This window comes from Clavibacter californiensis, assembly GCF_021952865.1.
GTDB classification, from domain to species: Bacteria; Actinomycetota; Actinomycetes; order Actinomycetales; family Microbacteriaceae; genus Clavibacter; species Clavibacter californiensis.
On record NZ_CP040792.1, the window covers coordinates 2,443,911 to 2,467,399 of the forward strand.

Genomic DNA, 23,489 nt, shown 5'->3' on the forward strand with positions numbered 1-23,489 from the left:
GTTCCTCTCGATGCCTGCGAAGCGGTGCGGTGCTCCGTGGGAGCGGTGTCGTGCGCTTGCCCGCGCCTCACGGCGCGGACGGGATCAGCGGGTCTGCGGGGTCGGGATCGACGTGGCCGACGCTAGCCCGGAGGCCGCGCCGGACGCGGGAGGCGCGCTCGGGGCCCCGGCGGTCACCCCGCCCGAGGCCTCGGCGGAGCCCGGGATGGCGGAGCCGGGGTCGACCGCGGCGGCACCGTCCTGCGCCGTCGCGGCCTGCAGCGCGGCCGCGCGCTTCGTCGGGTCGCTCTCGATGGTGAGCGGGACCCCGGAGAGGAGCGAGTTGCCGATGAGGGTGTCGGCGGTGAGCGCCGTGGTGGCGCCGTCCTTCGCCTGCGGGGTGCCCTGGATCGTGCCGTCGAGCGAGAGGAAGGAGGGCGACGCGCTGGCGACCATGCCGAGGGCCTGGGCGTTCCGCGCCAGGTTCTGCGGGGACGACAGCCGGTCGACGTCCTCGGTCAGCGCCTGGTGGGTGCGGTCCAGCTCCTTCTGCTGCTGCTGCAGGGACTGGATCGCGTACGCCCCGTCGGACAGGCCGATCGAGAGCAGGAGCTGCGCGAGGAGGACGGCGAAGAGCCCGCCCACCACGATCACGGCGTAGACGGTGCGCGGGCGGGCGCGACGCTGGCCCCGCGTGGCGACGACCTCGATGTGGCGGGTGGGCGGCTCGGCGGACGGCCGGATCCGGGGACGCGCGGTCGCGCGTGCTGCATCGGTCATGCGTGTCGCCTCCTGGCTCGTTCGGCGGCGCGCAACCGGACGGAAGCGGCGCGGGGGTTCTGGGCGATCTCGTGCTGGTCCGCGAGCTCGGCGCCGCGGACGAGGAGCTTCAGCTCCGGACGGTGCTCGGGGAGCTCGACGGGGAGCCCGACGGGCGCGGTGCTCGTGGACCTCCCGCGCAGCTCGCGCTTCACGATGCGGTCCTCCAGCGACTGGTACGACTCGACGACCACGCGGCCGCCGACGGCCAGCCGGTCGATCGCGGCCGGCATCGCTCGCGCGAGCACGCTCAGCTCCTGGTTGACCTCGATGCGCAGCGCCTGGAAGACGCGCTTGGCCGGGTGCCCGGCACGCTGGACCGCGGCAGGGGTCGCTTGCTGGATGATCTCCACGAGGCGCGCCGACGTGGTGATCGGCTCCACCTCGCGCGCCTGGACGATGCGGCTGGCGTAGCGGGGGGCGAGCTTCTCCTCGCCGTAGTCGTAGAAGATCCGGCGCAGCTCGAGCTCGTCGTACTCCGCCACCACCTGGGCGGCGGTCAGGCCCGCGGTCCCGTCCATGCGCATGTCGAGGGGCGCGTCCTGCGAGTAGGAGAAGCCGCGCTCGACGCGGTCGAGCTGGAGCGACGAGACGCCCAGGTCGAAGAACACGCCCTGCACCTCTCCGATCCCCAGCCCGTCGAGCGCGCGCCCGATGCCGTCGTAGACCGTGTGGACGAGGTGGACGCGGTCGCCGAAGCGCGCGAGCCGCTCCCCCGCGATGGCGAGGGCGTCGGGGTCGCGGTCGAGCCCGACCAGACGGAGGCCAGGCAGCGCGTCGAGGAACGCCTCGGAGTGGCCGGCCATGCCGAGGGTGGCGTCGACGAGCACGGCGCCCTCGCCCTGGAGGCCGGGGGCGAGCAGCTCGAGGCACCGCTCGAGGAGGACGGGGGTGTGGATGTCGTCGAGGGCCATGGCATCCCGCTGTCCTGTCCGCGGCTCCTGATCCCCATCCGTCCCGACCTGCCACCGGGGAAGTGCGGCAGGGCGTCGGACGGCTGGGAGTCAGGGGCCGGGGTCAGAACAGTCCGGGGATCACCTCCTCCGCGGTGTCGGCGAACGCGCTCTCGTTGGCGGTGAGGTACTCGTCCCACGTGCCGGCGTCCCAGATCTCGACGCGGCTGCCCGCGCCGATGACCGCGAGCTCGCGGTCGAGGCCCGCGTAGGTGCGGAGCGCCTGCGGGATGGTGATGCGGTGCTGCTTGTCCGGCGTCTCGGCGTTCGCCCCGGACAGGAAGACGCGCATGTAGTCCCGCGCCTGCTTGCTCGCGAGGGGCGCCTGGCGCATCCGGTCGTGCAGCTCCTCGAACTCGCGCGTGGTGAACACGTAGATGCAGCGGTCCTGGCCGCGCGTCATGACGACGCCGCCCTCGAGCTCGTCGCGGAACTTCGCGGGGAGGATGAGCCGCCCCTTGTCGTCGAGACGAGGCGAATGGGTGCCGAGGAACACACCGACACCCCCTGTCTCTCCGGCCGTGGTTCAGGACTTGCTCCACTTTACTCCACAGCCCTCCACCCACCGCCAGGGACGCGAGGTGAATTCGCGGGGACCGTCCCCCGATCCCAGTGATCTGCTGGCCCTTCTCGTGGGGAGGGATGTGGAGGGCATTGCGACGACCGGCGCGCCGCGGACACGCAGAAGCGCCCCACGGGCGGTCCGAGGACGGCCGGCGGGGCGCTGGGGAGGGATGTGGGCGACGGAGGGGACAGGAGAAGGGGCCGATCCCTGTTCGGGATCGGCCCCTTCGGGTCGAGTGGAGGGCGGTGGAGGAACGCCTCAGTCGGACGTCAGTCCTAACCGCCCTGGCGCTTCTCCCAGCGCTCGTTGATCCGGTCCATGAAGGAGGACGACGAGGCAGGACGCTTGGCACCGCCTCGGCCGGGCGCAGGAGCGGACGTGGACGACGACGCACCGGCAGCCGCATCGCGCGGGCTGAAGATGAGGAGCGCTCCGACGATCATGACCGCGAAGCCGAGGATGCCGATGATGGCCAGCTTGGTGATGACCCCGGCGGCCAGGGCGGCGATGCCGACGACTATGACGAGCACCCCGACCACGACCATCGTGTAGTTCGGTCTGCTGCGGCGACCGCTGACGGTCGCCACGAAGTCTGCGTCGTTGTGATAGAGACTGCGCTCCATCTCCTCCAGCAGGCGCTGCTCTTGCTCGGAAAGCGGCATCATGTTCCCCTCAGGCTCGGGACGACGCGTTGGTGTTCACCCGTGAATTCTAGCTCCCTGCCCCTGGCTAGGCTAGGCGGGTGCCCGAAAGCGACCGCCTCGTCAGCCACGTCCAGACCCGCCTCGACGACTTCCTGACGGCGCAGGCGGCGGGACTCCGGGAGATCAGCTCGGATCTTGTGCCCATCCAGGAGTTCTCCTCGGATCTGCTGAGAGGCGGCAAGCGGTTCCGCGCGCAGTTCTGCTACTGGGGTTGGCGTTCGGTCATCGACCTCGAGCCCTCTCCAGCCGGACGCCCCCAGGGCGAGGAGCGTCCGGGGTACCGCGCTGTCGTCGGCGTCGCCGCGGGCCTCGAGATCTTCCACGCCGCAGCGCTCGTCCACGACGACATCATCGACCGCTCCGACACGCGTCGCGGCCGGCCCGCCGCGCACCGCCGCTTCGAGGCGCTGCACGCCGCCGGCGGCTGGGTCGGATCCTCGCCGCGCTTCGGCGAGGCAGGCGCGACCCTCCTCGGCGACCTGCTCCTGGGTTGGAGCGACGAGCTCCTCATCGACTCGCTCCTCGCACTCGCGGACGGGTCGGCGGCGCGCGCCACCCGCGCCGAGCTCGCCACGATGCGGACCCAGGTCACGCTCGGCCAGTACCTCGACGTGCTCGAGGAGGTCGCGTGGCCGACCGTGCCAGAGGCGGACACGCTCGCCCGCGCCCACAACGTGATCGTCTACAAGTCCGCGAAGTACAGCATCGAGGCCCCGCTCGTCGTCGGCGCGAGCCTGGCCGGGGCGACGCCCGAGCAGGTCGCGGCCCTACGTGCCGTCGGACTGCCGCTCGGCATAGCGTTCCAGCTGCGCGACGACGTGCTCGGCGTCTTCGGCGACAGTGCCGTGACCGGGAAGCCGAGCGGAGACGACCTCCGCGAGGGCAAGCGCACCGTCCTCATCGCGCTGGCTCGCCGCCGGCTCCCGGACGGGGTGCGCCGCACGGTGGACGCGCTCCTCGGCGATCCGGACCTCGACGACGAGCAGATCCGCGTGCTCCAGTCGATCCTGCGCGAGAGCGGGGCCCTCGACGAGGTCGAGGGGATGATCGCGCGTCACGTACGCGAGTCGCTGGCGGCGCTGCGTGAGGCACCCATCGGCTCCCGCGCGAGGAACCAGCTCGAGCTGCTCGTCGACAGCGTCACGCGCCGCGTCACCTGATCGCGATCAGAGCGGCTCGCGCCGGATGGTCGACGATCGCGATGGAGGGGATCAGGCGCTGGCCTGGGCCACGCGCCGCACCTCGGCCTTGCGCCCGGCGAGCAGGGCATCCACGGGGGCCGCACCGAGGCTCGGCTCATCCGTGAGGAGCCAGTGCATGGCCTCCTCGTCGGTGAAGCCGTTGTCGCCGAGCACCATGATCGTGCCCCGCAGCTCGGACAGCGGCTCGCCGTCCCGCAGGAAGACGGCCGGCACCTTGAGCACTCCGTCTAGACGGACGGCCAACAGGCGCCTGTCCTCGATGAGCCGACGCACGCGGCTGACGGTGAGACCCAGGAGGTCGACGAGATCGGGGACGGTCAACCACTCACGGTCGGAATAGGGCTCGTTCACGCCTCACATGCTGGCACGTCCGGAGCCGACACCGGGACCCGGTGCCCCGGCGACGACACGCTTCGGGTCGTCGATCCGCTGCCCATCCGCCGAAGACGCGTGTCGCTGTTCACTCCAGTCACACCCGTCCCTTATGTGCGCTTTTCTCTCGCTGCGTGTTAACGTGGAACACCTGCATCAGGGAATCGAGCACGACGGCCGGAGTAGACCAGCATGCCCATGACTGAACCCACCTCTCCCCGCGACCCCAGCCGGTCATCGGACACCGCAACGGGACGCTCGGCGAACCGCCGATCCAAGGCGTTGCTCGCGACCATGCCCATCGTGCTCGTCGGCTCCCTCGCGGTGAGCCTCGGCATGGCGACGCCCGCCGAGGCCGCCCCCGTCAAGCGCGTGCCGAAGGCCAAGTCCGGTGCGACGCAGACCAAGCTCCCCCGCGTCGCGGCTCCGACGGCGGCTGCGACGGCAGCTCCGATGGCAGCTCCGGCGGCGGCGCCCATGGTCGCGGCGCCCGCCACCTACGTGGTCGAGCAGGGCGACACCGTCTCCACCATCGCCGGGCGCTTCGGCCTCTCCACCGCATCCGTGCTCGCGCAGAACGGCCTCGGCTGGAAGACGACCATCTTCCCCGGCCAGACGCTCACGCTCGGCGGCTCCGGTACCGGCGCCTCGACGGCGGCTCCCGCCGCGGCCTCGAGCGGAGCTGGCGCGAGCTACACGGTGGTCGCGGGCGACACCGTGACCGGCATCGCCGGGAAGCACGGCGTCTCGACGTCGTCGGTCCTCCAGGCGAACGGCCTGCAGGCGACGAGCACCATCTTCCCCGGCAACCGCCTCACCATCCCGGGAGCCGGATCCACCGCGACGTCGGCGCCCTCGACTCCCGCCAGCGCATCGCCCGCCGCGAAGCAGGGCCTCTCCGGCACGTACACGATCGCGACCGGCGACACCCTGCACAGCATCGCGACGAAGTCGGGCGTCACCGTGCAGGACCTCCTCAACGCCAACGGGCTCAACTGGTCGAGCATCATCTACGCGGGCAGCAAGCTCACCATCCCGCACGCGTCGACGGCGGTGGTGCAGGTCGCGTCGCTCGACGGGACCACGATCATGACCGACGAGATGCGCCGCAACGCGCGCGTCATCGTCGAGGTCGGGCGCTCCGCAGGCGTGAGCGACTACGGGCTCGTCATCGCGCTCGCGACCGCCGCGCAGGAGTCCACGCTCCGCAACCTCGACTGGGGCGACCGCGACTCCATCGGGCTGTTCCAGCAGCGCCCGAGCCAGGGCTGGGGCGAGCCCGCGGACCTCAACGACCCCGTGTACGCGTCGCAGGCGTTCTTCGGCGGCAGCGTGAACCCGAACCCTGGCGCCACGCGCGGTCTCCTCGACATCCCGGGCTGGAAGTCGATGACCGTCACGCAGGCGGCGCAGGCCGTGCAGTACTCCGCGTACCCGGACGCGTACGCCAAGTGGGAGGCATCCGCCTGGGCCTGGCTCGACGAGATCGGCTGACGCCGATCCTGAGGCGCACCCGCGCGGCGGCGCACCGGTGTGCCGAGGGGGCCCCGACACCCACGATCCCTAGACTCGTCCAGTGACCTCCAGCCCGACCGACCCCATGATCGGCCGTCTCCTCGACGGTCGGTACCAGGTCAGGTCCCGCATCGCGCGCGGCGGCATGGCGACGGTCTACGTCGCCACCGACCTGCGGCTCGAGCGCCGTGTCGCCGTGAAGGTGATGCACGGGCACCTCGCCGACGACAGCGCGTTCCGCGACCGCTTCATCCAGGAGGCGCGCTCGGCGGCGCGGCTGGCGCACCCCAACGTCGTGAACGTCTTCGACCAGGGCCAGGACTCCGACATGGCGTACCTCGTCATGGAGTACCTCCCCGGCATGACCCTGCGCGAGCTGCTGCAGGAGTACGAGCGGCTGACGCCCGAGCAGACGCTCGACATCCTCGAGGCCGTGCTCTCGGGTCTCGCCGCCGCGCACAAGGCCGGCATCGTCCACCGCGACCTCAAGCCCGAGAACGTGCTGCTCGCGGACGACGGGCGCATCAAGATCGGCGACTTCGGGCTCGCGCGCGCCGTCAGCGCGAACACCGCCACCGGGCAGGCGCTCCTCGGCACCATCGCGTACCTCTCCCCCGAGCTCGTCACCCGGGGCATCGCCGACACCCGCAGCGACATCTACGCGGTCGGCATCATGATGTACGAGATGCTCGCGGGCGAGCAGCCGTTCAAGGGCGAGCAGCCCATGCAGATCGCCTACCAGCACGCGAACGACCAGGTGCCGACGCCCAGCACGGCGAACGCGTCCGTGCCGGTCGAGCTCGACGAGCTCGTGCTCTGGGCGACCGCGCGGGATCCCGAGCAGCGGCCCCGCGACGCCCGGGCGCTCCTCGACGAGCTCTACGCCGTCCAGAACCGGCTCGACGCTCGGTCGGGGGACCCGGCTCCGCTCCAGCGCACCGTCGTCTTCCCGAGCGCCCCGGCACTCCCATCCGTCACGACGGGCGAGACGCAGGTCGTGGGCGGTCCGCCCGTCATGACACGCCAGGAGACCGAGCGCACCGAACCGGAATCCGTCGTCGCCCTGGTCGCGGCCGGATCGCGCCGTCGTTCGCGCGGCTGGATGCTCGCGCTCCTCGTCGTGATGCTCGCCGCCCTCGCCGGCGGCACGGGCTGGTACTACGGCCAGGGCCCGGGCGCGCGCGTGCCGGTGCCCTCCGTCGCGGCGATGGCCGTCGACGACGCAGCCGGCACTCTCCGGGGTCAGGGCTTCGTCGTGGCGCGCGCCGAGGAGCCGAGCGTGGACGTCGAGGTGGGGCACGTGACGCGCAGCGTCCCGGCATCCGGGACGCCCGTCGACCAGGGATCCACCGTCACGCTGTACGCGTCCACCGGACCGCGGCTCCTCGACGTGCCTGACGTGGTCGGGGCCGCCGAGGCGGACGCCCGCACGCGCCTCGAGGGCGTGCCCTTCGTCGTGCAGGAGGCGACCGTCCGGCAGTACGGCGACGCCGCCGAGGGCACGGTCGTGCAGGTGCTGGACTCGTCGGGAGCGCCCATCGGCGCCCAGTACCCGGAGCAGCAGCCCGTGACCCTGGTGGTCGCCGCCGGCAAGATCCCGCAGGTGAACGGTCGATCCGTCGACCAGGCCAAGGCGACCCTCGCCCAGGCGGGCCTCGTCGGCGAGCCGGGGAAGCAGAGCTTCAGCGACGACGTGGACACAGGCGAGGTCATCTCGGTCTACGCCCTCGACCAGAACCCGGTGCGCTCCGGACTCGGCGACGCCCCCGGCAGCAAGGTGGGGCTCGAGATCTCCAAGGGTCCCGACCTCGTGGCCGTGCCGGCTGTCGTCGGCCTCACGCGCGACGAGGCGAAGGCCGCCCTCGACAAGGCGGGCTTCAAGTACGCGTACTCCGCGTTCTGGGACGCCCTGCCCAACAGCATCACGCGGGTGGCGTCGGCGAGCCCGGATGCGCAGGCGATGGCCCGCCGCGGGTCGACGGTCAACCTCGGGATCACCGCCTCCGGCTGATCTGCCCTGGCGCTCATGACGACGCCCCGCAGCCCAGAGGGCCGCGGGGCATCGTCGTGCGGGCAGGCTCAGCCGCGCGCGGCGGCCAGCTCCTCGGCGACGAGGAAGGCGAGCTCGAGGCTCTGCATGTGGTTGAGCCGCGGGTCGCACAGCGACTCGTAGCGCGTGGCCAGCGTCGCCTCGTCGATGTGCTCGGATCCGCCCAGGCACTCGGTGACGTCGTCGCCGGTGAGCTCGATGTGGATCCCGCCGGGATGCGTGCCCGCCGCCCGGTGCGCCTGGAAGAAGCCCTGCACCTCGTCGACGACGTCGTCGAAGCGCCGGGTCTTGTAGCCGGTGGGCGTGGTGAGGCCGTTCCCGTGCATGGGGTCGGTGACCCAGAGGGGATTCGCGTCCGACGCCTTGACGGCCTCGAGCAGGGGCGGCAGCGCGTCGCGGATGCGTCCGGCGCCCATGCGCGTGATGAAGGTAAGGCGACCGGGCTCCCGCTCCGGGTCGAGCTTCTCGATGAGCTCGTGCACGGTCTCCGGGGTGGTCGACGGCCCGAGCTTGACGCCGAGCGGGTTGCGCACGCGCGACAGGAAGTCGACATGCGCCCCGTCGAGGTCGCGCGTGCGCTCCCCGATCCAGATGAAGTGCGCCGACGTGTTGTACGGCGTGCCGGTGCGCGAGTCGATGCGGGTCATGGGCCGCTCGTAGTCCATGAGGAGGCCCTCGTGGCCGGTGTAGAACTCGACGCGCTTGAGGTCGTCGAAGTCGGCGCCCGCAGCCTCCATGAACTTGATGGCGCGGTCGATGTCGCGCGCGAGCTGCTCGTAGCGCTGGTTCGCCGGGTTGGCGGCGAAGCCCTTGTTCCAGCTGTGCACCTCGCGGAGGTCGGCGAAGCCGCCCTGCGTGAAGGCGCGGATGAGGTTCAGGGTCGAGGCGGCCGTGTGGTACCCCTTCACGAGGCGCGCGGGATCCGCCGCGCGCGACTCGGGCGTGAAGTCGTAGCCGTTGACGATGTCGCCGCGGTACGCGGGCAGCGTCAGGTCGCCGCGCGTCTCGGAGTCGCTCGAGCGGGGCTTCGCGAACTGACCCGCCATGCGGCCCATCTTCACGACGGGCATGGCCGCGCCGTACGTGAGGACCACGGCCATCTGCAGGACGGTCTTCACGCGGTTGCGGATGGCGTCGGCGGTGGCGCCCGCGAAGGTCTCCGCGCAGTCGCCGCCCTGGAGGAGGAACGCGCGGCCGTCCGCGGCGGCGGCGAGGCGCGAGCGCAGGAGGTCCACCTCGCCGGCGAAGACGAGGGGCGGCAGCAGGGCGATCTCGGCGGACGCGGCGTGCACGGCCGCGGCATCCGGCCACTGCGGCTGCTGCTTGACCTCGAGGGTGCGCCAGTGGTCGAGGCCCGCGAGGACGTCGGGATGGGCGGGGACGAGGTGCTCAGAGGCCACGGTGGGATCCCGGTTCGTGTCGTGCGCGTGGTGCGCGGTGGAGGCTGTGCGGGAGACGGTCAGCGGGCCGCGCTCGCGCGCTTCTCCTTGACCGAGGTCGCATAGACGTCGACGTACTCTTGGCCGCTCAGCCTGGAGAGCTCGTACATGATCTCGTCGGTGATGGAGCGGAGGATGAAGCGGTCTCCCTCGAGGCCCGCGAACCTACTGAAATCTAGCGGCTCGCCGATGACCACACCAATCCGGCGGACCTTCGGGATGCGGGTGCCGATGGGCATGACCTTCTCGGTGTCGATCATCGCGATCGGGACGACCGGGACGTCGCCCTCGAGGATCATGCGGGCCACTCCCGTGCGGCCGCGGTACATGCGGCCGTCGGGGCTGCGCGTGCCCTCGGGGTAGATCCCGAGCATGCGGCCCTCGGCGAGCACGCGGAGGCCCGTGTTGAGGGACGCCTCGGAGGCCTTGCCGCCGGAGCGGTCGATGGGGAGCATGCCCGTGGCCGTGAAGAACATCTTGGTCGCCCAGCCCTTGAGGCCGGTTCCCGTGAAGTAGTCGCTCTTCGCGAGGAACACGAGGTTGCGGTCCACCAGCAGCGGCAGGAAGACCGAGTCGATGAACGAGAGGTGGTTGCTCGCGAGGATCACGCCGCCCTTGGCGGGGATGTTCTCGACCCCGGTGACCCAGGGCCGGAACGTGCTCCGGAGGAGGGGTCCGGCGACCAGGTTCTTCATGAACCAGTAGAACATCGTCGGTCACCTTCCGGATGGGGTCGCATCCAGCATAGGCGGCCGGGCACGCGCGACGCCGCAGGCCGGCGCCCGGGGTCAGGCCCTGTGGCGCAGCGCGGCCGCGTGGCGACGGGCGAGGTCCGCCGCGCCGACGACGCCGGCGTCGTTGACGAGCTCGGCGATGCGGAACTCCGGCTCCGGGTGGTAGCCGCGGGCCGGGAGGTGCCCGAGGTAGGCCTCGCGGATCGGGTCGAGCAGCAGGTCGCCCGCCTGCGCGACGCCGCCGCCGATCACGAACATCTGGGGGTCGAGGATCGCGCCGATGCTCGCGGCGGCCTCGCCGAGCCAGCCGCCGAGGCGGCGGAGGGCGAGGAGGGCGCCGGGGTCGCCGGCCTGGATGAGGTCGCTGACGTCGTGGCCGGTGAGCGTGCCCACCTCGCGGCGGCGGGCGGCGAGGCCCTCGCCGTGCGTGCCGCCGAGGTCGGCCAGCTCGTCGGCGGTGCGCAGGAGCGCGCGGCCGGATCCGTACTGCTCGATGCAGCCGCGGGCGCCGCAGCCGCAGGGCAGGCCGTCGGGCACGACGCGCATGTGGCCGAGCTCCGCGCCCGCACCGAAGCCGCCGCGGAACAGCCGGTCGTCCGCGACGATCGCGCCGCCGACGCCCGTGCCGATGGTGAGGGTCACCATGTCGCTGACGAGACGGCCCGCCCCGTAGCGGAACTCGGCCCATCCGGCGGCGTTCGCGTCGTTCTCGATGACGATGGGGAGGTCGATGCGGCTGCGCAGCTTCTCGCGCACCGGCTCGTTGCGCCAGTTGATGTTCGGGGCGTAGTAGACGGTGGACTGCGCGGCGTCGATGAAGCCGGCAGCCGCGACGCCGACCGCGACGACGTCGGGGTGCAGGGCGCGGAGCCGCTCGACCATGCCGACGACGGCCTCGACGATCGCGTCCGGGCTGCTCGCCTCGGTGGGCGTGCGCTCCTCCGCCGCGATGACGCCGAGCTCGTCGACCACCGCCCCCGCGATCTTGGTCCCGCCGATGTCGATCCCTATTGCATGCACTCCGCGGGCCCTTCCTCATCGTCTCGCCCGTCGATCCTACTGACGTGCCGGACGCCCCCGACCGGGGACGAGCGCCCGGGAGTCCCCCGCCGATAGGCTGACCACATCCATTTCCGGTACCGAGGGAGTTGCCGTGGAACAGCACACCATGCCCGCCGCCGTCGAGGCGAGACCCGACGACAACATCACCGACGTCCTGGTGCACCGGGTGAGGACGAGCCCCGACGCTGCGCTGTTCGCGCTTCCGGACGGGAGCGGGGGCTGGAGCGACGTGTCGGCTGCCGAGTTCCACCGTCAGGTCGTCGCCCTCGCCAAGGGCCTCGTGGTGGCGGGGATCGAGCCGGGCGAGCGCATCGGCATGATGTGCCGGACCCGCTACGAGTGGACGCTCGTCGACTTCGCGGTGTTCTTCGCGGGCGCCGTCCTCGTGCCCGTCTACGAGACCTCCTCGCCCGGCCAGGTGCACTGGAACATGCAGGACTCCGGCGCGGTCGCGATGATCCTCGAGACGGCCGAGCACTTCTCGCGCTTCGACGAGGTGCACCCGGAGCTGCCGGCGGTGCGTCGCGTCTGGCAGATCGACCTCGGCGACCTGGACAAGCTCGCCGAGCAGGGCGTCGACGTGCCGGACGCCGAGATCGAGCGTCGCCGGAACATCGCCGTCGGCTCGGACATGGCGACCCTCATCTACACGTCCGGCACCACGGGCAGGCCCAAGGGCTGCATCCTCACGCATGCGAACTTCGTCGAGCTCTCGCGCAACGCCGAGGTGGCGATGGAGGAGGTCGTGCAGGTCGGAGCGTCGACGCTCCTGTTCATCACGACGGCGCACGTGTTCGCGCGCTTCATCTCGATCCTCAACGTGCAGGCCGGCGTGAAGACCGGGCACCAGGCCGACACCACGCAGCTGCTGCCCGCGCTCGCGTCGTTCAAGCCGACGTTCCTGCTCGCGGTGCCGCGCGTGTTCGAGAAGGTCTACAACTCCTCGGAGCAGAAGGCCGAGGGCGCCGGCCGCGGGAAGGTCTTCCGCAAGGCCGCCGAGGTCGCGTACGCGCACTCGGTCGCCGTCGACGCCGGCTCGGTGCCGCTGGCGCTGAAGCTCCAGTACAAGCTCTTCGACGCGCTCGTGTACTCCAAGATCCGGCAGGCGATGGGCGGGCGCGTGCGCTTCGCCGTCAGCGGATCCGCGCCCCTGGGCCTCCGGCTCGGGCACTTCTACCGGTCGCTCGGCCTCACGATCCTCGAGGGCTACGGCCTCACCGAGACGACCGCACCGGTCAGCGTCAACCTCGTGAAGGGCTTCCGCATCGGCACCGTCGGCCCCGCGCTGCCGGGCGTCTCCACGCGGATCACCGACGAGGGCGAGATCGAGGTCAAGGGCGTCAACGTCTTCGACGGGTACTGGCAGGACGAGGAGGCGACCGCGGCCGTCTTCGACGACGGCTGGTTCCGCACGGGCGACCTCGGGAGCTACGACGCCGACGGCTACCTCACCATCACGGGCCGCAAGAAGGAGATCATCGTCACCGCGGGCGGCAAGAACGTCGCCCCGGCTGCGCTCGAGGACCCCATCCGCGCGAACCCGCTCGTCGGGCAGGTCGTGGTGGCGGGCGACCGGCGACCGTTCATCTCGGCGCTCATCACGCTGGATCCCGAGATGCTCAGGGTCTGGCTCGCGAACAACGGCCAGGATGCCGCGATGACGCTCGAGCAGGCGTCGCAGAACCCGGCGGTGCTGGCCGAGGTGCAGCGCGCGGTCGACGCGGCCAACGCGACGGTGTCGCGCGCGGAGTCCATCCGGAAGTTCGTCGTGCTGCCCGTGGAGCTGACCGAGGCGGCCGGGCACCTGACGCCCAAGCTCAGCATCAAGCGCCAGGTGGTGCTGGACGCCTTCGCCGACGTCATCACCCGGATCTACGAGGCGGCACCGACCACGGAGGGGCACTCGCTGGTCCACTGACCGGAGCGACGGCCCGCGCACGCGCGGGCCGTCGGCTCAGAACCAGTCGGACTCGCGCACCTGCTTCATGGCCTCGCGGCGGCGCTGCTTGTCGAGCCGATCGAGGTAGACGAGGCCGTCGAGGTGGTCGACCTCGTGCTGGAAGGCCTGCGCGAGAACGCCCGTGCCCTCGATGCGGACGGGCTTCCCGTCGAGGTCGATGCCGGTGATGACGGCCTCGGGGTGGCGCATGGTGGGGAACCAGAGGCCCGGCACCGAGAGGCAGCCCTCGTCGACGAGGACCGCCTCGCCGCGCAGCTCCTCGATCACGGGGTTCAGGACGTAGCCGAAGGCCGGCCCCACGTTGTAGCTGAAGGCGCGGAGGTTCACGCCGATCTGCGCGGCGGCCACCCCGGCACGGCCGTCAGGCCGGACGCTGTCGAGGAGGTCCTCGACCAGGGCGCGCACGCCCTCGTCGATCTCGTGGATCTCCGAGGAGACGGTCTTCAGCACCGGATCGCCGAACAGGCGGATCTGTCGTTCAGTCATTCTCTGCTTCCGTGGGTCCTGCGGGCCTCGATCAGGGTCGATCGGCGCCCGCGGGCGCGAGGCCCGGTCTATTCTCCCGTGCCCAGTCGGCCACCGCGGACTCGGCGGCGAGCAGCGCGTTCTCGACGATCTCCGTCACGGCCGGGTGCGGCCAGTACTGCGCCCGGGCGAGGCCCGTCACGGGGTGGCCGAGGCTGGCGGCCATGAGGAGCGGCTGGATCAGCGCCGCCGAGTCCGAGCCGATGATGTGCGCGCCGAGGATGGTGCCGCCGTCGCGCGGATCCACCACGAGCTTGCAGAACGACGTCGTGTCCTCGAGCGCCCAGCCCCACGCGGTGGACGAGTAGGGCTGCTCGATCGTGACGACGGGTCCGGCCTCGCGGGCCTCCGCCTCCGTGAGCCCGAAGGAGCCGATCTGCGGGCGCGAGAAGACCGCCTGCGGCACGGGCCCGGGCGCTCCCCCGATGAGGTCGTCCGGGTGCAGCAGGTTGTGCTGCACGAGGCGCGCCTGGTGGTTGGCGACGTGCTTGAGCTGGTGGTCGGCGCTGATGTCGCCGAGCGCGAAGACGCCGGGCACCGGCTGGCCCCCTGCGAGCACGCGCTGCCGGTCGTCGACCACGATGCGGCCGTCCTCGTGCAGGTCGTAGCCCGCGTTCCCGACGGCGAGCGTGTCCGTGTTGGGGACGCGGCCGAGCGCGACGAGCACGGCCTCCGTCTCGACCAGGTGGCCGGAGGCGAGGCGCGAGCGGAGCACGTCGCCGTCGCGCTCGATCTCCTCGACCTCGCAGTCGGTGATGACGTCCCACTGCGTGCGCGCGAGCGTCGTGAAGCGCGTCGAGACGTCGGCGTCGAGGTTGCCGAGCAGGTGCGCGGAGCGGGCGACCTGCGTCACGTGGACGCCGAGGTGGCTGAAGACGTGCGCGAACTCGGCCGCCACGTAGCCGCCGCCCACGATGAGGAGCGAGGCGGGGAGCTGGGCGATGCGCATGATCGAGTCGGAGTCGTGGATGTCGGGGTCGGGCGCGTAGACGGCCTGCAGCGGCCGGGGCCGGGAGCCGGCGGCGAGGACGATGCGGTCGGCGGTGATCCGCTGCCCGCTCGCCGACACCAGCACGCCCGGCGCCTCGAAGCCGACGCTCTCGCGCAGCAGGGTCACGTTGTCCATGCCGCTCTCGCGCCACTCGCGGCCGCCCTCGCTGATGGCGTCGATGCGGCCGAACACCCGCGCGCTGATCGCGGGCCAGTCCACGGCGTCCACCGACGCGCGGATGCCGAGCGCGGCGCCGTCGCGCGTCTCCGCGGCGACGTCCGCCACGTGCACGAGCATCTTCGTGGGGATGCAGCCGGCGTTGAGGCACGTCCCGCCGAAGTGCTCGCCGTCGTCGACGAGCAGCACGCGCTGGTCGGCGAAGCGCTCGTCGACGATCGAGTTGCCGGATCCCGCACCCACGATCACGAGGTCGTAGCGGTCGGCCTGCTGCTGGTCCTGCGGGCTGTCGGTCATCTCGTGGCTCATCTCCTAGGGCTCGACGACGACGAGCAGGTCGCCCGCGTCGACCTGCTGCGTGGTCGGCACCGCGAGGCGCGCGACGCGTCCCGCGACGGGCGACGTGATGGCCGCCTCCATCTTCATCGCCTCGATGGACGCGACGGGCTGGCCGGCGGCGACGACCTGGCCCTCCTCCACCTTCAGCGTGACGACGCCGGAGAACGGCGCCGAGACGTGGCCGGGCTTCGCCGGGTCGCCGCGCTCGGCGGCGGTCGTGGTGACGGCGATGCCGCGGTCGCGCACGAACACGGGGCGGAGCTGGCCGTTCATGACGACCATGACGGTCCGCATGCCCGACTCGTCGGCGTCGCCCACGGCCTCCAGGGCGATGAGGACCTCGACGCCCCGGCTGATCCGCACCGCGTGCTCCTGCCCCGGGCGCAGGCCGTGCAGGTAGTCGTCCGTGTCGAGCACGGAGAGGTCGCCGAACAGCTCGCGGATGGTCTCGAACTGCTCCGTCGGCTGCGGGAAGAGGAGGTGGTTGAGCGTGCGGCGCCGGGCGGCTCCCGGTGCCTCGAGGGCGGCGCGGTCCTCGGCGGACACGGGTGTGACGCCGATGCGCACGTCGCGTCCCTGGAGGACCCGGGTGCGGAACGGCTCCGGCCAACCGCCGGGCAGGTCGCCCAGCTCGCCCGCCATGAAGCCGATCACCGAGTCGGGGATGTCGTAGTCCTGCGGGTTCCGCTCGAAGTCGGCCGGGTCGGCCTTCGAGGCGGCCAGCTGGAGGGCGAGGTCGCCGACCACCTTGGACGACGGCGTGACCTTGGGGATCCGGCCGAGGATCCGGTCGGCCGCGGCGTACATGTCCTCGATGAGCTCGAAGTCGTCGGCGAGGCCGAGGGCGATCGCCTGCTGCCGCAGGTTCGAGAGCTGACCGCCCGGGATCTCGTGCCGGTAGACGCGCCCGGTCGGGCCGGCGAGCCCGGACTCGAACGGCCGGTACAGGCGGCGGACCGCCTCCCAGTACGGCTCGAGGTCGCTGACCGCGTCGAGCGAGAGGCCCGTGTCGCGCTCGGTGTCGGCGAGGGCGGCGACGAGCGCGGACGCGGACGGCTGGCTGGTGGTGCCCGACATGGGAGCGCTCGCGACGTCGACAGCGTCGGCCCCGGCGCGGCTGGCCGCGAGCAGGGTCGCGAGCTGGCCGCCCGCCGTGTCGTGCGTGTGCACGTGCACGGGCAGGTCGAACTCGCGGCGGAGCGCGGTGACGAGCTTCTCGGCGGCCGCCGGCCGCAGGAGCCCGGCCATGTCCTTGATCGCGAGGACGTGCGCGCCCGCCGCCACGCTGCGCTCGGCGAGGCCCAGGTAGTAGTCGAGCGTGTAGAGGTCCTCGGCGGGATCCAGCAGGTTGCCCGTGTAGCAGAGGGCGACCTCGGCGACCGTGGTGCCGGTGGCGAGGACGGAGTCGATCGCGGGCCGCATCCGCTCGACGTCGTTGAGAGCATCGAAGATGCGGAACACGTCGACGCCCGTGGCCGCAGCCTCCTGCACGAACGCGTCGGTGACCTCCGTCGGATACGGCGTGTAGCCGACGGTGTTGGCGCCGCGCAGCAGCATCTGGATCGCGACGTTCGGCAGCGCCTCCCGCAGCGACGCGAGCCGCTCCCACGGGTCCTCGCCGAGGAAGCGCAGCGCGACGTCGTATGTGGCGCCGCCCCAGGCCTCGACGGAGAGGAGTTCGGGCGTCGTGCGCGCGACGTACGGGGCGACCGCCACGAGGTCGCGCGTGCGGACGCGCGTGGCCAGCAGCGACTGGTGGGCGTCGCGGAACGTCGTCTCCGTGACCGCGAGGGCGGTCTGCGCGCGCAGGGCCTCGGCGAAGCCGCGCGGTCCGAGCTCGAGGAGCCGCTGGCGGGATCCCGCGGGCGCGGGCTGCCGGAGGTCGACGTCGGGCAGCTTGTCGGCGGGCCGGACCACCGCGGTGCGCGGCCCGTTCGGCTGGTTGACGGTGACGTCCGCGAGCCAGTTGAGGATCTTCGTCCCGCGGTCCTTCGACACGTTGCTGCGCACCAGCCCCGGCCGCTCGTCGATGAAGGACGTGCTGATGTCGCCCGCCTGGAAGTCGGGGTCGTCGAGCACGCCCTGGAGGAACGGGATGTTCGTGGAGACGCCGCGGATCCGGAACTCGGCGAGGGCGCGCTTGGCCCGCGTCACGGCCGCCGGGAAGTCACGCCCGCGGCACGTGAGCTTCGCGAGCATCGAGTCGAAGTGCGGGCTGATCTGCGCGCCGGTCGCGACCGTGCCGCCGTCGATGCGGATCCCGCCGCCGCCCGGCGAGCGGTACGTCGTGATCTTGCCGGTGTCCGGGCGGAAGCCCTGCGCCGGGTCCTCGGTGGTGATGCGGCACTGGAGCGCCGCGCCGCGCAGCACGATCGCGTCCTGGAGGAGGCCGAGACCCGCGAGCGTCTCCCCCGCCGCGATGCGCATCTGCGACTGCACGAGGTCGACGTCCGTCACCTCCTCGGTCACGGTGTGCTCGACCTGGATGCGCGGGTTCATCTCGATGAAGACGTGCTGCCCGGCGCGCGGCCCGTCGGTGTCGAGCAGGAACTCGACCGTGCCTGCGTTGACGTAGCCGATGCTCCGGGCGAAGGCGATCGCGTGCGCGTGCATGGCGTCGCGGATCGCGGGATCCAGGTTCGGCGCGGGCGCGATCTCCACGACCTTCTGGTGCCGGCGCTGGACCGAGCAGTCGCGCTCGAAGAGGTGCACCGTCTCCCCCGCCGCGTCGGCGAGGATCTGCACCTCGATGTGCCTAGGCCGGAGCACTGCCTGCTCGAGGAACATGGTCGGGTCGCCGAAGGCGCTGTCCGCCTCGCGCATCGCCGCGCGCAGCGCGTCCTCCAGGTCCTCCGCGCGCTCGACGCGCCGCATGCCGCGGCCGCCGCCGCCCGCGACGGCCTTGGCGAAGATCGGGAAGCCGATGCCCGCCGCCTGCTCGAGCAGCAGCTCCACATCGGTCGACGGCGGCGTCGACGCGAGGACCGGCACGCCGGCCGCGGTCGCGTGCTCCTTGGCCGTGACCTTGTTGCCCGCCATCTCGAGCACGCCGGCGTCGGGGCCGATGAAGACGATGCCGTTCGCCGCCGCGGCGCGGGCCAGGTCCGGGTTCTCCGACAGGAAGCCGTACCCCGGGTAGATCGCGTCGGCGCCCGACTCCCTCGCGACGCGGATGATCTCGTCGACGTCGAGGTAGGCCCGGACGGGGTGACCCTCCTCGCCGATCAGGTACGCCTCGTCCGCCTTGAGGCGGTGCAGCGAGTGCCGGTCCTCGTGCGGGTAGACGGCGACCGTGCGGGCGCCCAGCTCGACGGCGGCGCGGAAGGCGCGGATCGCGATCTCCCCGCGGTTGGCGACCAGGATCTTCTGGAACATGGCGGGGCCTCTCGTCGGATGGGGCTCGGGCACCCCCGCGTTTAGGTCTTCCCAGAGTATCGACGGTAGCCTCTCCCACGTGCATGTACTGAGCGTCAGCTCCCTCAAGGGGGGCGTGGGAAAGACCACAGTGACCCTGGGACTGGCGTCCGCCGCCTTCTCCCGCGGCTTGAGGACCCTCGTGGTCGACCTCGACCCGCAGGCGGACGTGTCCACGGGCATGGACATCCAGGTCGCCGGCCACCTCAACGTCGCCGACGTGCTGGCCTCCCCCAAGGAGAAGATCGTCCGCGCGGCCATCGCGCCCAGCGGCTGGACCAAGGGCCGCACCGGCACCATCGACGTCATGATCGGCAGCCCGTCGGCCATCAACTTCGACGGACCGCACCCCAGCATCCGCGACATCTGGAAGCTCGAGGAGGCGCTGGCCAACGTCGAGGCCGACTACGACCTCGTGCTCATCGACTGCGCGCCCTCCCTCAACGCCCTCACGCGCACCGCGTGGGCGGCGAGCGATCGCGTCACCGTCGTCACCGAGCCCGGCCTCTTCTCCGTCGCCGCCGCCGACCGCGCGCTGCGCGCCATCGAGGAGATCCGCCGCGGCCTCTCCCCGCGCCTGCAGCCCCTCGGCATCATCGTCAACCGCGCACGCGTGCAGTCGCTCGAGCACCAGTTCCGCATCAAGGAGCTCCGCGACATGTTCGGCCCGCTCGTGCTGAGCCCGCAGCTGCCCGAGCGCACCTCGCTCCAGCAGGCCCAGGGTGCCGCGAAGCCGCTCCACGTGTGGCCGGGCGAGAGCGCCCAGGAGATGGCGCGCAACTTCGACCAGCTCCTCGAGCGCATCATGCGCACGGCGAAGATCGGCGACTACGCGGAGAACGCCGCGCGCTGATCCGCTCGCCCTCCGGACGCCGCTCCTCCTCGAGGGGCGGCGTCCGTCGTCTGCGGATCGTGCGCCCGGACCCCTGTCGGACGGGGGCGTGAGCACGTGCGGATCGACAGGACCGACGCCGCTGCGCTCCGCGCATGTCGGATGGGGCCGCTGGCCGTGGAGGGGTGTGCGGCAGGTGGAGCGGGCGCGCGGGTCTAGGACGCCTTGACGGCGCGGCGGGCCGCGAGCTCGTCGGTGGGATCCACGGTCTGCGTGTCGATCTCGACGAGGGAGTGCTCGACCTCGCGGAGGACCTTGCCGACGGCGATGCCGAAGACGCCCTGGCCGCGGCTCACGAGGTCGATGACCTCGTCGTTGCTGGTGCAGAGGTAGACGCTGGCGCCGTCGCTCATGAGCGTGGTCTGCGCGAGGTCGACGACGCCGGACTCGCGGAGCTGGTTCACGGCGGTGCGGATCTGCTGCAGGGAGATGCCGGTGTCGAGGAGGCGCTTGACGAGCTTGAGGACGAGGATGTCGCGGAAGCCGTAGAGGCGCTGCGTGCCGGAGCCGGAGGCCCCGCGGACGGTGGGCTCGACCAGGCCGGTGCGGGCCCAGTAGTCGAGCTGGCGGTACGTGATCCCCGCTGCCCGTGCGGCGACGGCGCCCCGGTATCCGGCGCTCGCGTCCATCTCGGGGAGGCCGTCGGTGAAGAGCAGACCGAGGTCGTAGCGCCCGGAGTCCGGGGTGGAGTCGCTCATCGTTCTGCCTTCCACCCCTCAGCGCTCGCCCCGGTGGGGTTCTCGCGCTGCTCGGGTCGGTTCGTCGGGATCGTGCTCTCACGGTAGCGGGGCCCGCGGGCCCGATCAACGACATCCGGCGGAAGCGCCCGGCGTGTCGTCCCGGCCCTCCGCCGCGCCCCCGTCGGGGGTGCGCATCGACCGGTCCCGACGGGCCCCTCCGGCGTGCGGACGGCCCCGTGCGGACACGTCAGCCTACCGGCCGCGTCCGTCGGCGCGAGCCCGATCAGGACGAGAGGCGGCCGAGGGCGGACCTCCGCGCAAGCGCGACCTCAGGACGACAGGCGGCCGAGGGCGGACCTCCGCGCGAGCACGACCTCAGGACGACAGGCGGCCGAGGGCGGACCGGATGAGGCTCCCACGCACGACCTCGAGCTGCGTGGCGATCTCGCGCGCGAGCTCCGCGGCATGCGCCCGGCTCGACGCGTCGCGTCGGCGGGAGACGGGCACCAGGGCCGACTCGATGAGGCTCAGCTCGCGCTCGGCAGCCTGGCGGAAGCCGCGGAGGTGACGCGGCTCGATGCCGGTGCGCTGCAGCTCGACGAGCGCGCGCATCACCTGCACCGCCTCCTCGCCGTACACCTCCGCGGGCATGAGCACGCCAGCCGTGATGGCGTCGCCGAGGAGCGGGGCGGTGGCGCCGGACTCGCGCACGAGCTCCGCCCGGCTGTAGCGGCGCTCCTGGTCGAGCATGGAGACGGTCGGGACGGGGGCGCCGCCGGGAAGGGCGGGCGAGAGCCCGGCATCGAGGTCGTGCAGGTAGGAGCGGATGACCTTGAGCGGCAGGTAGTGGTCGCGCTGCATCCCGAGGACGGTGCGCAGGCGCTCGACGTCGGCGGGGCTGAACTTGCGGTAGCCGGACTCCGTGCGGGACGGCTGCACCAGCCCCTGCTCCTCGAGGAAGCGGAGCTTGCTGTTGGTGAGGTCGGGGAACTCAGGCGTGAGGCGCGCCAGCACCTGCCCGATGCTGAGGAGACCGGGGGTGCGGGCTGGCGTCGACCGGGCGGCGGACGCCGTCACTACTCGTTCGTCCGGCCGACGAGGTCGGTGCGCGACGCGTAGAACGTGAGGCGGAACTTGCCGACCTGCACCTCCGCGCCGTCCTGGAGGAGCGCGGTGTCGATCCGCACGCCGTCGAAGTAGGTGCCGTTGAGCGAGCCGAGGTCCTTGACCTGGAACGACGTGCCCTGCCGGACGAACTCCGCATGGCGGCGCGACACGGTGACGTCGTCGAGGAAGATGTCGGCGTCGGGGTGGCGACCGGCCACGGTCACGTCGGCGTCGAGGAGGAAGCGCGCGCCCTGGTTGGGGCCGCGGCGGACCACGAGGAGGGCGGATCCCGAGGGGAGCGCCGTGACGGCGTCCTTCTCCTCGGCCGATACGGCGCCGTCGAGGCCCGCGAGGGCCGCTCCGAGCTCGTCGCGGAAGGTGGCCGTGGTGTCCGTGCTCGTGTACTGCTCGGGCACGCGCGTGGCGCCGTGACCCTCTTCGCGTCCATCCATGGTCGTACCTCCTGTGACCTGACAGCGTAACGGATCGGACTCGGCCGGGACCACGGCGGGCGGCACCCGGGCGTGGCCCCGGTCCGGGTCACCGGGCGGTGCCGCGCGGCTCGTCGCCGAGCTCACCCGCCCGCATGACGTCGGCCTCGAGCGCCTCGGCCGGGGCCTTCAGCTCGTCCCCGTGCTCGGTGCCCATGGTCTTCTCGTCGAACGGGTCGCCGCCGCCGAGGACGAGGGCGACGCGGTCGGCGTCGATGCCGCGGGTCCAGGTGCCGATGAGGAGCGTGGCGACCGCGTTCCCGGTGAAGTTCGTGAGCGCGCGTGCCTCCGACATGAAGCGGTCGATGCCGACGATGAGGCCGACGCCGTCCACGAGGTCGGGGCGGTGCGACTGCAGGCCGCCCGCGAGGGTCGCGAGGCCGGCGCCCGTGACGCCCGCCGCGCCCTTCGACGCGATGATCATGAAGACGAGGAGCGACACCTGCTCGCCGAGGGCCAGCGGGCTGCCGAGGGCGCTGGCGATGAAGAGCGACGCCATCGTGAGGTAGATGGCCGTGCCGTCGAGGTTGAACGAGTAGCCCGTGGGGACCGTGATGCCGACGACGGGCTTCGAGACGCCGACGTGCTCCATCTTCGCGATGAGGCGCGGCAGCGCGACCTCGGAGGAGGACGTGGACACGATGAGGAGGTACTCGCGGCCGAGGTACTTCATGAGCGTGAAGATGCTTACGCGGGTGACGAACCAGAGGAGCGAGCCGAGGATCACGACGATGAACAGCGCGCACGTGATGTAGAAGCCGATCATGAGGGTCGCGAGGCTGATGACCGCCTGGAACCCGGTGGCGCCGACGACCGCCGCGATCGCGCCGAACGCGCCGAGCGGGGCCACCCACATCACCATGCTGAGGATGCGGAACACGAGGATCTGGATGTTGCGGATCCCCTCGAGCACGGGCTCGCCGCGCTTCCCGAGCTGCTGCAGGGCGAAGCCGACGAGGAGCGCCACGAAGAGCGTCTGCAGGATGCTGCCCGAGGTGAGCGACGACAGCAGCGACGTGGGGATGATCGAGAGGAGGAAGTCCGTCTCGCCCGCCGCCTCCGTCGAGCCCTCCGGCGCGCGCAGGCCGCTGAGGTCGAGGCCCTCGCCCGGGTGGATGAGGTTGCCGACCACGAGGCCGATCGCGAGCGCGAACGTCGACATGACGATGAAGTAGAGGAGCGCGAGCCCGCCGACCCGACCGACCGTGGCGGCCTTCGCGACCGAGCCGACGCCGAGCACGATGGTGCAGAAGATGATGGGCGCGATCATCATCTTGATGAGGGCGACGAACGCGTCGCCGACGGGCTTCAGGGCGACGCCCGTCTCGGGGGCGACGAGCCCGACCGTGATGCCGAGCAGCACCGCGATGATGACGGCGATGTAGAGGTAGTGCTGGCGGTCCAGGCGTCGGAGCGCGGCGATGGGGTTGGTCATGGGACGTCCTTGTCTCGTGAGCGGCGCCCGCGCACGGGTGCGCGGACGGTCCTCGACAGGATGGCCCACACGCGGGGGCGCTCC

Annotated in this window: 20 protein-coding genes; 5 read left to right on the forward strand and 15 right to left on the reverse strand. The window is 72.0% G+C overall.

Going from position 1 to position 23,489, the window contains the following annotated elements; all coding sequences use genetic code 11:
- Window positions 1–84: 84 nt before the first annotated feature.
- From FGD68_RS11800 to FGD68_RS11815, 4 genes are all read right to left on the reverse strand, one after another.
- Window positions 85–759 (reverse strand): hypothetical protein, encoded by a 675-nt coding sequence (locus FGD68_RS11800; protein ID WP_237609469.1) that lies wholly within the window; start codon window positions 757–759, stop codon window positions 85–87.
- On the reverse strand, window positions 756–1,712 hold the full coding sequence (rsmH, locus tag FGD68_RS11805) for a 16S rRNA (cytosine(1402)-N(4))-methyltransferase RsmH (RefSeq protein WP_119372260.1): 957 nt from the start codon (window positions 1,710–1,712) through the stop codon (window positions 756–758). Before rsmH ends, FGD68_RS11800 begins: the two co-directional genes overlap by 4 nt.
- Window positions 1,713–1,815: 103 nt before the next feature.
- Window positions 1,816–2,247 carry a division/cell wall cluster transcriptional repressor MraZ gene (mraZ, locus tag FGD68_RS11810; RefSeq protein WP_012038555.1) on the reverse strand — a complete coding sequence of 144 codons (432 nt, stop codon included), beginning with the start codon at window positions 2,245–2,247 and terminating at the stop codon, window positions 1,816–1,818.
- A gap of 344 nt (window positions 2,248–2,591) precedes the next feature.
- On the reverse strand, window positions 2,592–2,978 hold the full coding sequence (locus FGD68_RS11815) for a DUF3040 domain-containing protein (RefSeq protein WP_237609470.1): 387 nt from the start codon (window positions 2,976–2,978) through the stop codon (window positions 2,592–2,594).
- An 80-nt stretch (window positions 2,979–3,058) separates the two neighbouring features.
- Here FGD68_RS11815 and FGD68_RS11820 point away from each other — a divergent pair, with 80 nt between their 5' ends.
- On the forward strand, window positions 3,059–4,180 hold the full coding sequence (locus FGD68_RS11820; RefSeq protein WP_119372262.1) for a polyprenyl synthetase family protein: 1,122 nt from the start codon (window positions 3,059–3,061) through the stop codon (window positions 4,178–4,180).
- Between the two features lie 51 nt (window positions 4,181–4,231).
- Here FGD68_RS11820 and FGD68_RS11825 read toward each other — a convergent pair whose 3' ends face one another.
- Window positions 4,232–4,573 carry an Rv2175c family DNA-binding protein gene (locus FGD68_RS11825; protein ID WP_119372263.1) on the reverse strand — a complete coding sequence of 114 codons (342 nt, stop codon included), beginning with the start codon at window positions 4,571–4,573 and terminating at the stop codon, window positions 4,232–4,234.
- A 213-nt stretch (window positions 4,574–4,786) separates the two neighbouring features.
- On the opposite strand from FGD68_RS11825, the gene FGD68_RS11830 reads away from it, so the two are divergent.
- Together FGD68_RS11830 and pknB are read left to right on the forward strand one after the other, a co-directional pair.
- Window positions 4,787–6,088, forward strand: coding sequence for a muramidase family protein (locus tag FGD68_RS11830; RefSeq protein WP_119372264.1), 1,302 nt, complete (start codon window positions 4,787–4,789; stop codon window positions 6,086–6,088).
- Window positions 6,089–6,170: 82 nt separating this feature from the next.
- Entirely contained in the window at window positions 6,171–8,120 is a 1,950-nt protein-coding gene (gene pknB / locus FGD68_RS11835; RefSeq protein ID WP_104234870.1) for a Stk1 family PASTA domain-containing Ser/Thr kinase, read from the forward strand.
- A gap of 68 nt (window positions 8,121–8,188) precedes the next feature.
- Here the strand turns inward: pknB and FGD68_RS11840 are convergent, their stop codons facing one another.
- From FGD68_RS11840 to FGD68_RS11850, 3 genes are all read right to left on the reverse strand, one after another.
- Window positions 8,189–9,559 carry a class II 3-deoxy-7-phosphoheptulonate synthase gene (locus FGD68_RS11840; RefSeq protein WP_104234871.1) on the reverse strand — a complete coding sequence of 457 codons (1,371 nt, stop codon included), beginning with the start codon at window positions 9,557–9,559 and terminating at the stop codon, window positions 8,189–8,191.
- Between the two features lie 59 nt (window positions 9,560–9,618).
- On the reverse strand, window positions 9,619–10,308 hold the full coding sequence (locus FGD68_RS11845) for a lysophospholipid acyltransferase family protein (RefSeq protein WP_104234872.1): 690 nt from the start codon (window positions 10,306–10,308) through the stop codon (window positions 9,619–9,621).
- Window positions 10,309–10,386: 78 nt separating this feature from the next.
- A complete protein-coding gene (locus FGD68_RS11850) occupies window positions 10,387–11,352 on the reverse strand; it encodes an ROK family glucokinase (RefSeq protein ID WP_104234873.1) in 966 nt (321 codons plus the stop codon).
- A 133-nt stretch (window positions 11,353–11,485) separates the two neighbouring features.
- On the opposite strand from FGD68_RS11850, the gene FGD68_RS11855 reads away from it, so the two are divergent.
- Complete coding sequence (locus FGD68_RS11855) at window positions 11,486–13,312, forward strand: AMP-dependent synthetase/ligase (protein ID WP_119372265.1); 1,827 nt, start codon at window positions 11,486–11,488, stop codon at window positions 13,310–13,312.
- 36 nt (window positions 13,313–13,348) lie between these two features.
- On the opposite strand, the gene FGD68_RS11860 is transcribed toward FGD68_RS11855, so the two are convergent.
- The 3 genes from FGD68_RS11860 to FGD68_RS11870 are packed head-to-tail and all read right to left on the reverse strand — an operon-like array spanning window position 13,349 to window position 18,761.
- Window positions 13,349–13,840, reverse strand: coding sequence for a peptide deformylase (locus FGD68_RS11860; RefSeq protein WP_104234875.1), 492 nt, complete (start codon window positions 13,838–13,840; stop codon window positions 13,349–13,351).
- Window positions 13,841–13,871: 31 nt separating this feature from the next.
- Window positions 13,872–15,344, reverse strand: a complete 1,473-nt coding sequence (locus FGD68_RS11865; protein WP_119372268.1) for a mycothione reductase — start codon at window positions 15,342–15,344, stop codon at window positions 13,872–13,874.
- Between the two features lie 15 nt (window positions 15,345–15,359).
- On the reverse strand, window positions 15,360–18,761 hold the full coding sequence (locus tag FGD68_RS11870; RefSeq protein WP_119372266.1) for a pyruvate carboxylase: 3,402 nt from the start codon (window positions 18,759–18,761) through the stop codon (window positions 15,360–15,362).
- A 79-nt stretch (window positions 18,762–18,840) separates the two neighbouring features.
- On the opposite strand from FGD68_RS11870, the gene FGD68_RS11875 reads away from it, so the two are divergent.
- Complete coding sequence (locus tag FGD68_RS11875; RefSeq protein WP_045528295.1) at window positions 18,841–19,653, forward strand: ParA family protein; 813 nt, start codon at window positions 18,841–18,843, stop codon at window positions 19,651–19,653.
- Between the two features lie 194 nt (window positions 19,654–19,847).
- On the opposite strand, the gene FGD68_RS11880 is transcribed toward FGD68_RS11875, so the two are convergent.
- The 4 genes from FGD68_RS11880 to FGD68_RS11895 all read right to left on the reverse strand — a co-directional run bounded on the left by FGD68_RS11880 (window position 19,848) and on the right by FGD68_RS11895 (window position 23,405).
- The gene (locus FGD68_RS11880) at window positions 19,848–20,390 is read right to left on the reverse strand and encodes a MerR family transcriptional regulator (protein ID WP_012038569.1); all 543 of its coding nucleotides are present in this window, start codon (window positions 20,388–20,390) and stop codon (window positions 19,848–19,850) included.
- A gap of 357 nt (window positions 20,391–20,747) precedes the next feature.
- Window positions 20,748–21,449: a transcriptional regulator FtsR gene (ftsR, locus tag FGD68_RS11885; RefSeq protein WP_104234877.1), complete on the reverse strand. Its 702-nt coding sequence runs from the start codon at window positions 21,447–21,449 to the stop codon at window positions 20,748–20,750.
- Window positions 21,449–21,931 carry an FHA domain-containing protein gene (locus tag FGD68_RS11890; RefSeq protein WP_012038571.1) on the reverse strand — a complete coding sequence of 161 codons (483 nt, stop codon included), beginning with the start codon at window positions 21,929–21,931 and terminating at the stop codon, window positions 21,449–21,451. Before FGD68_RS11890 ends, ftsR begins: the two co-directional genes overlap by 1 nt.
- A gap of 88 nt (window positions 21,932–22,019) precedes the next feature.
- Window positions 22,020–23,405, reverse strand: a complete 1,386-nt coding sequence (locus FGD68_RS11895) for a cation:dicarboxylate symporter family transporter (RefSeq protein WP_119372267.1) — start codon at window positions 23,403–23,405, stop codon at window positions 22,020–22,022.
- Between the last annotated feature and the right edge of the window lie 84 nt (window positions 23,406–23,489).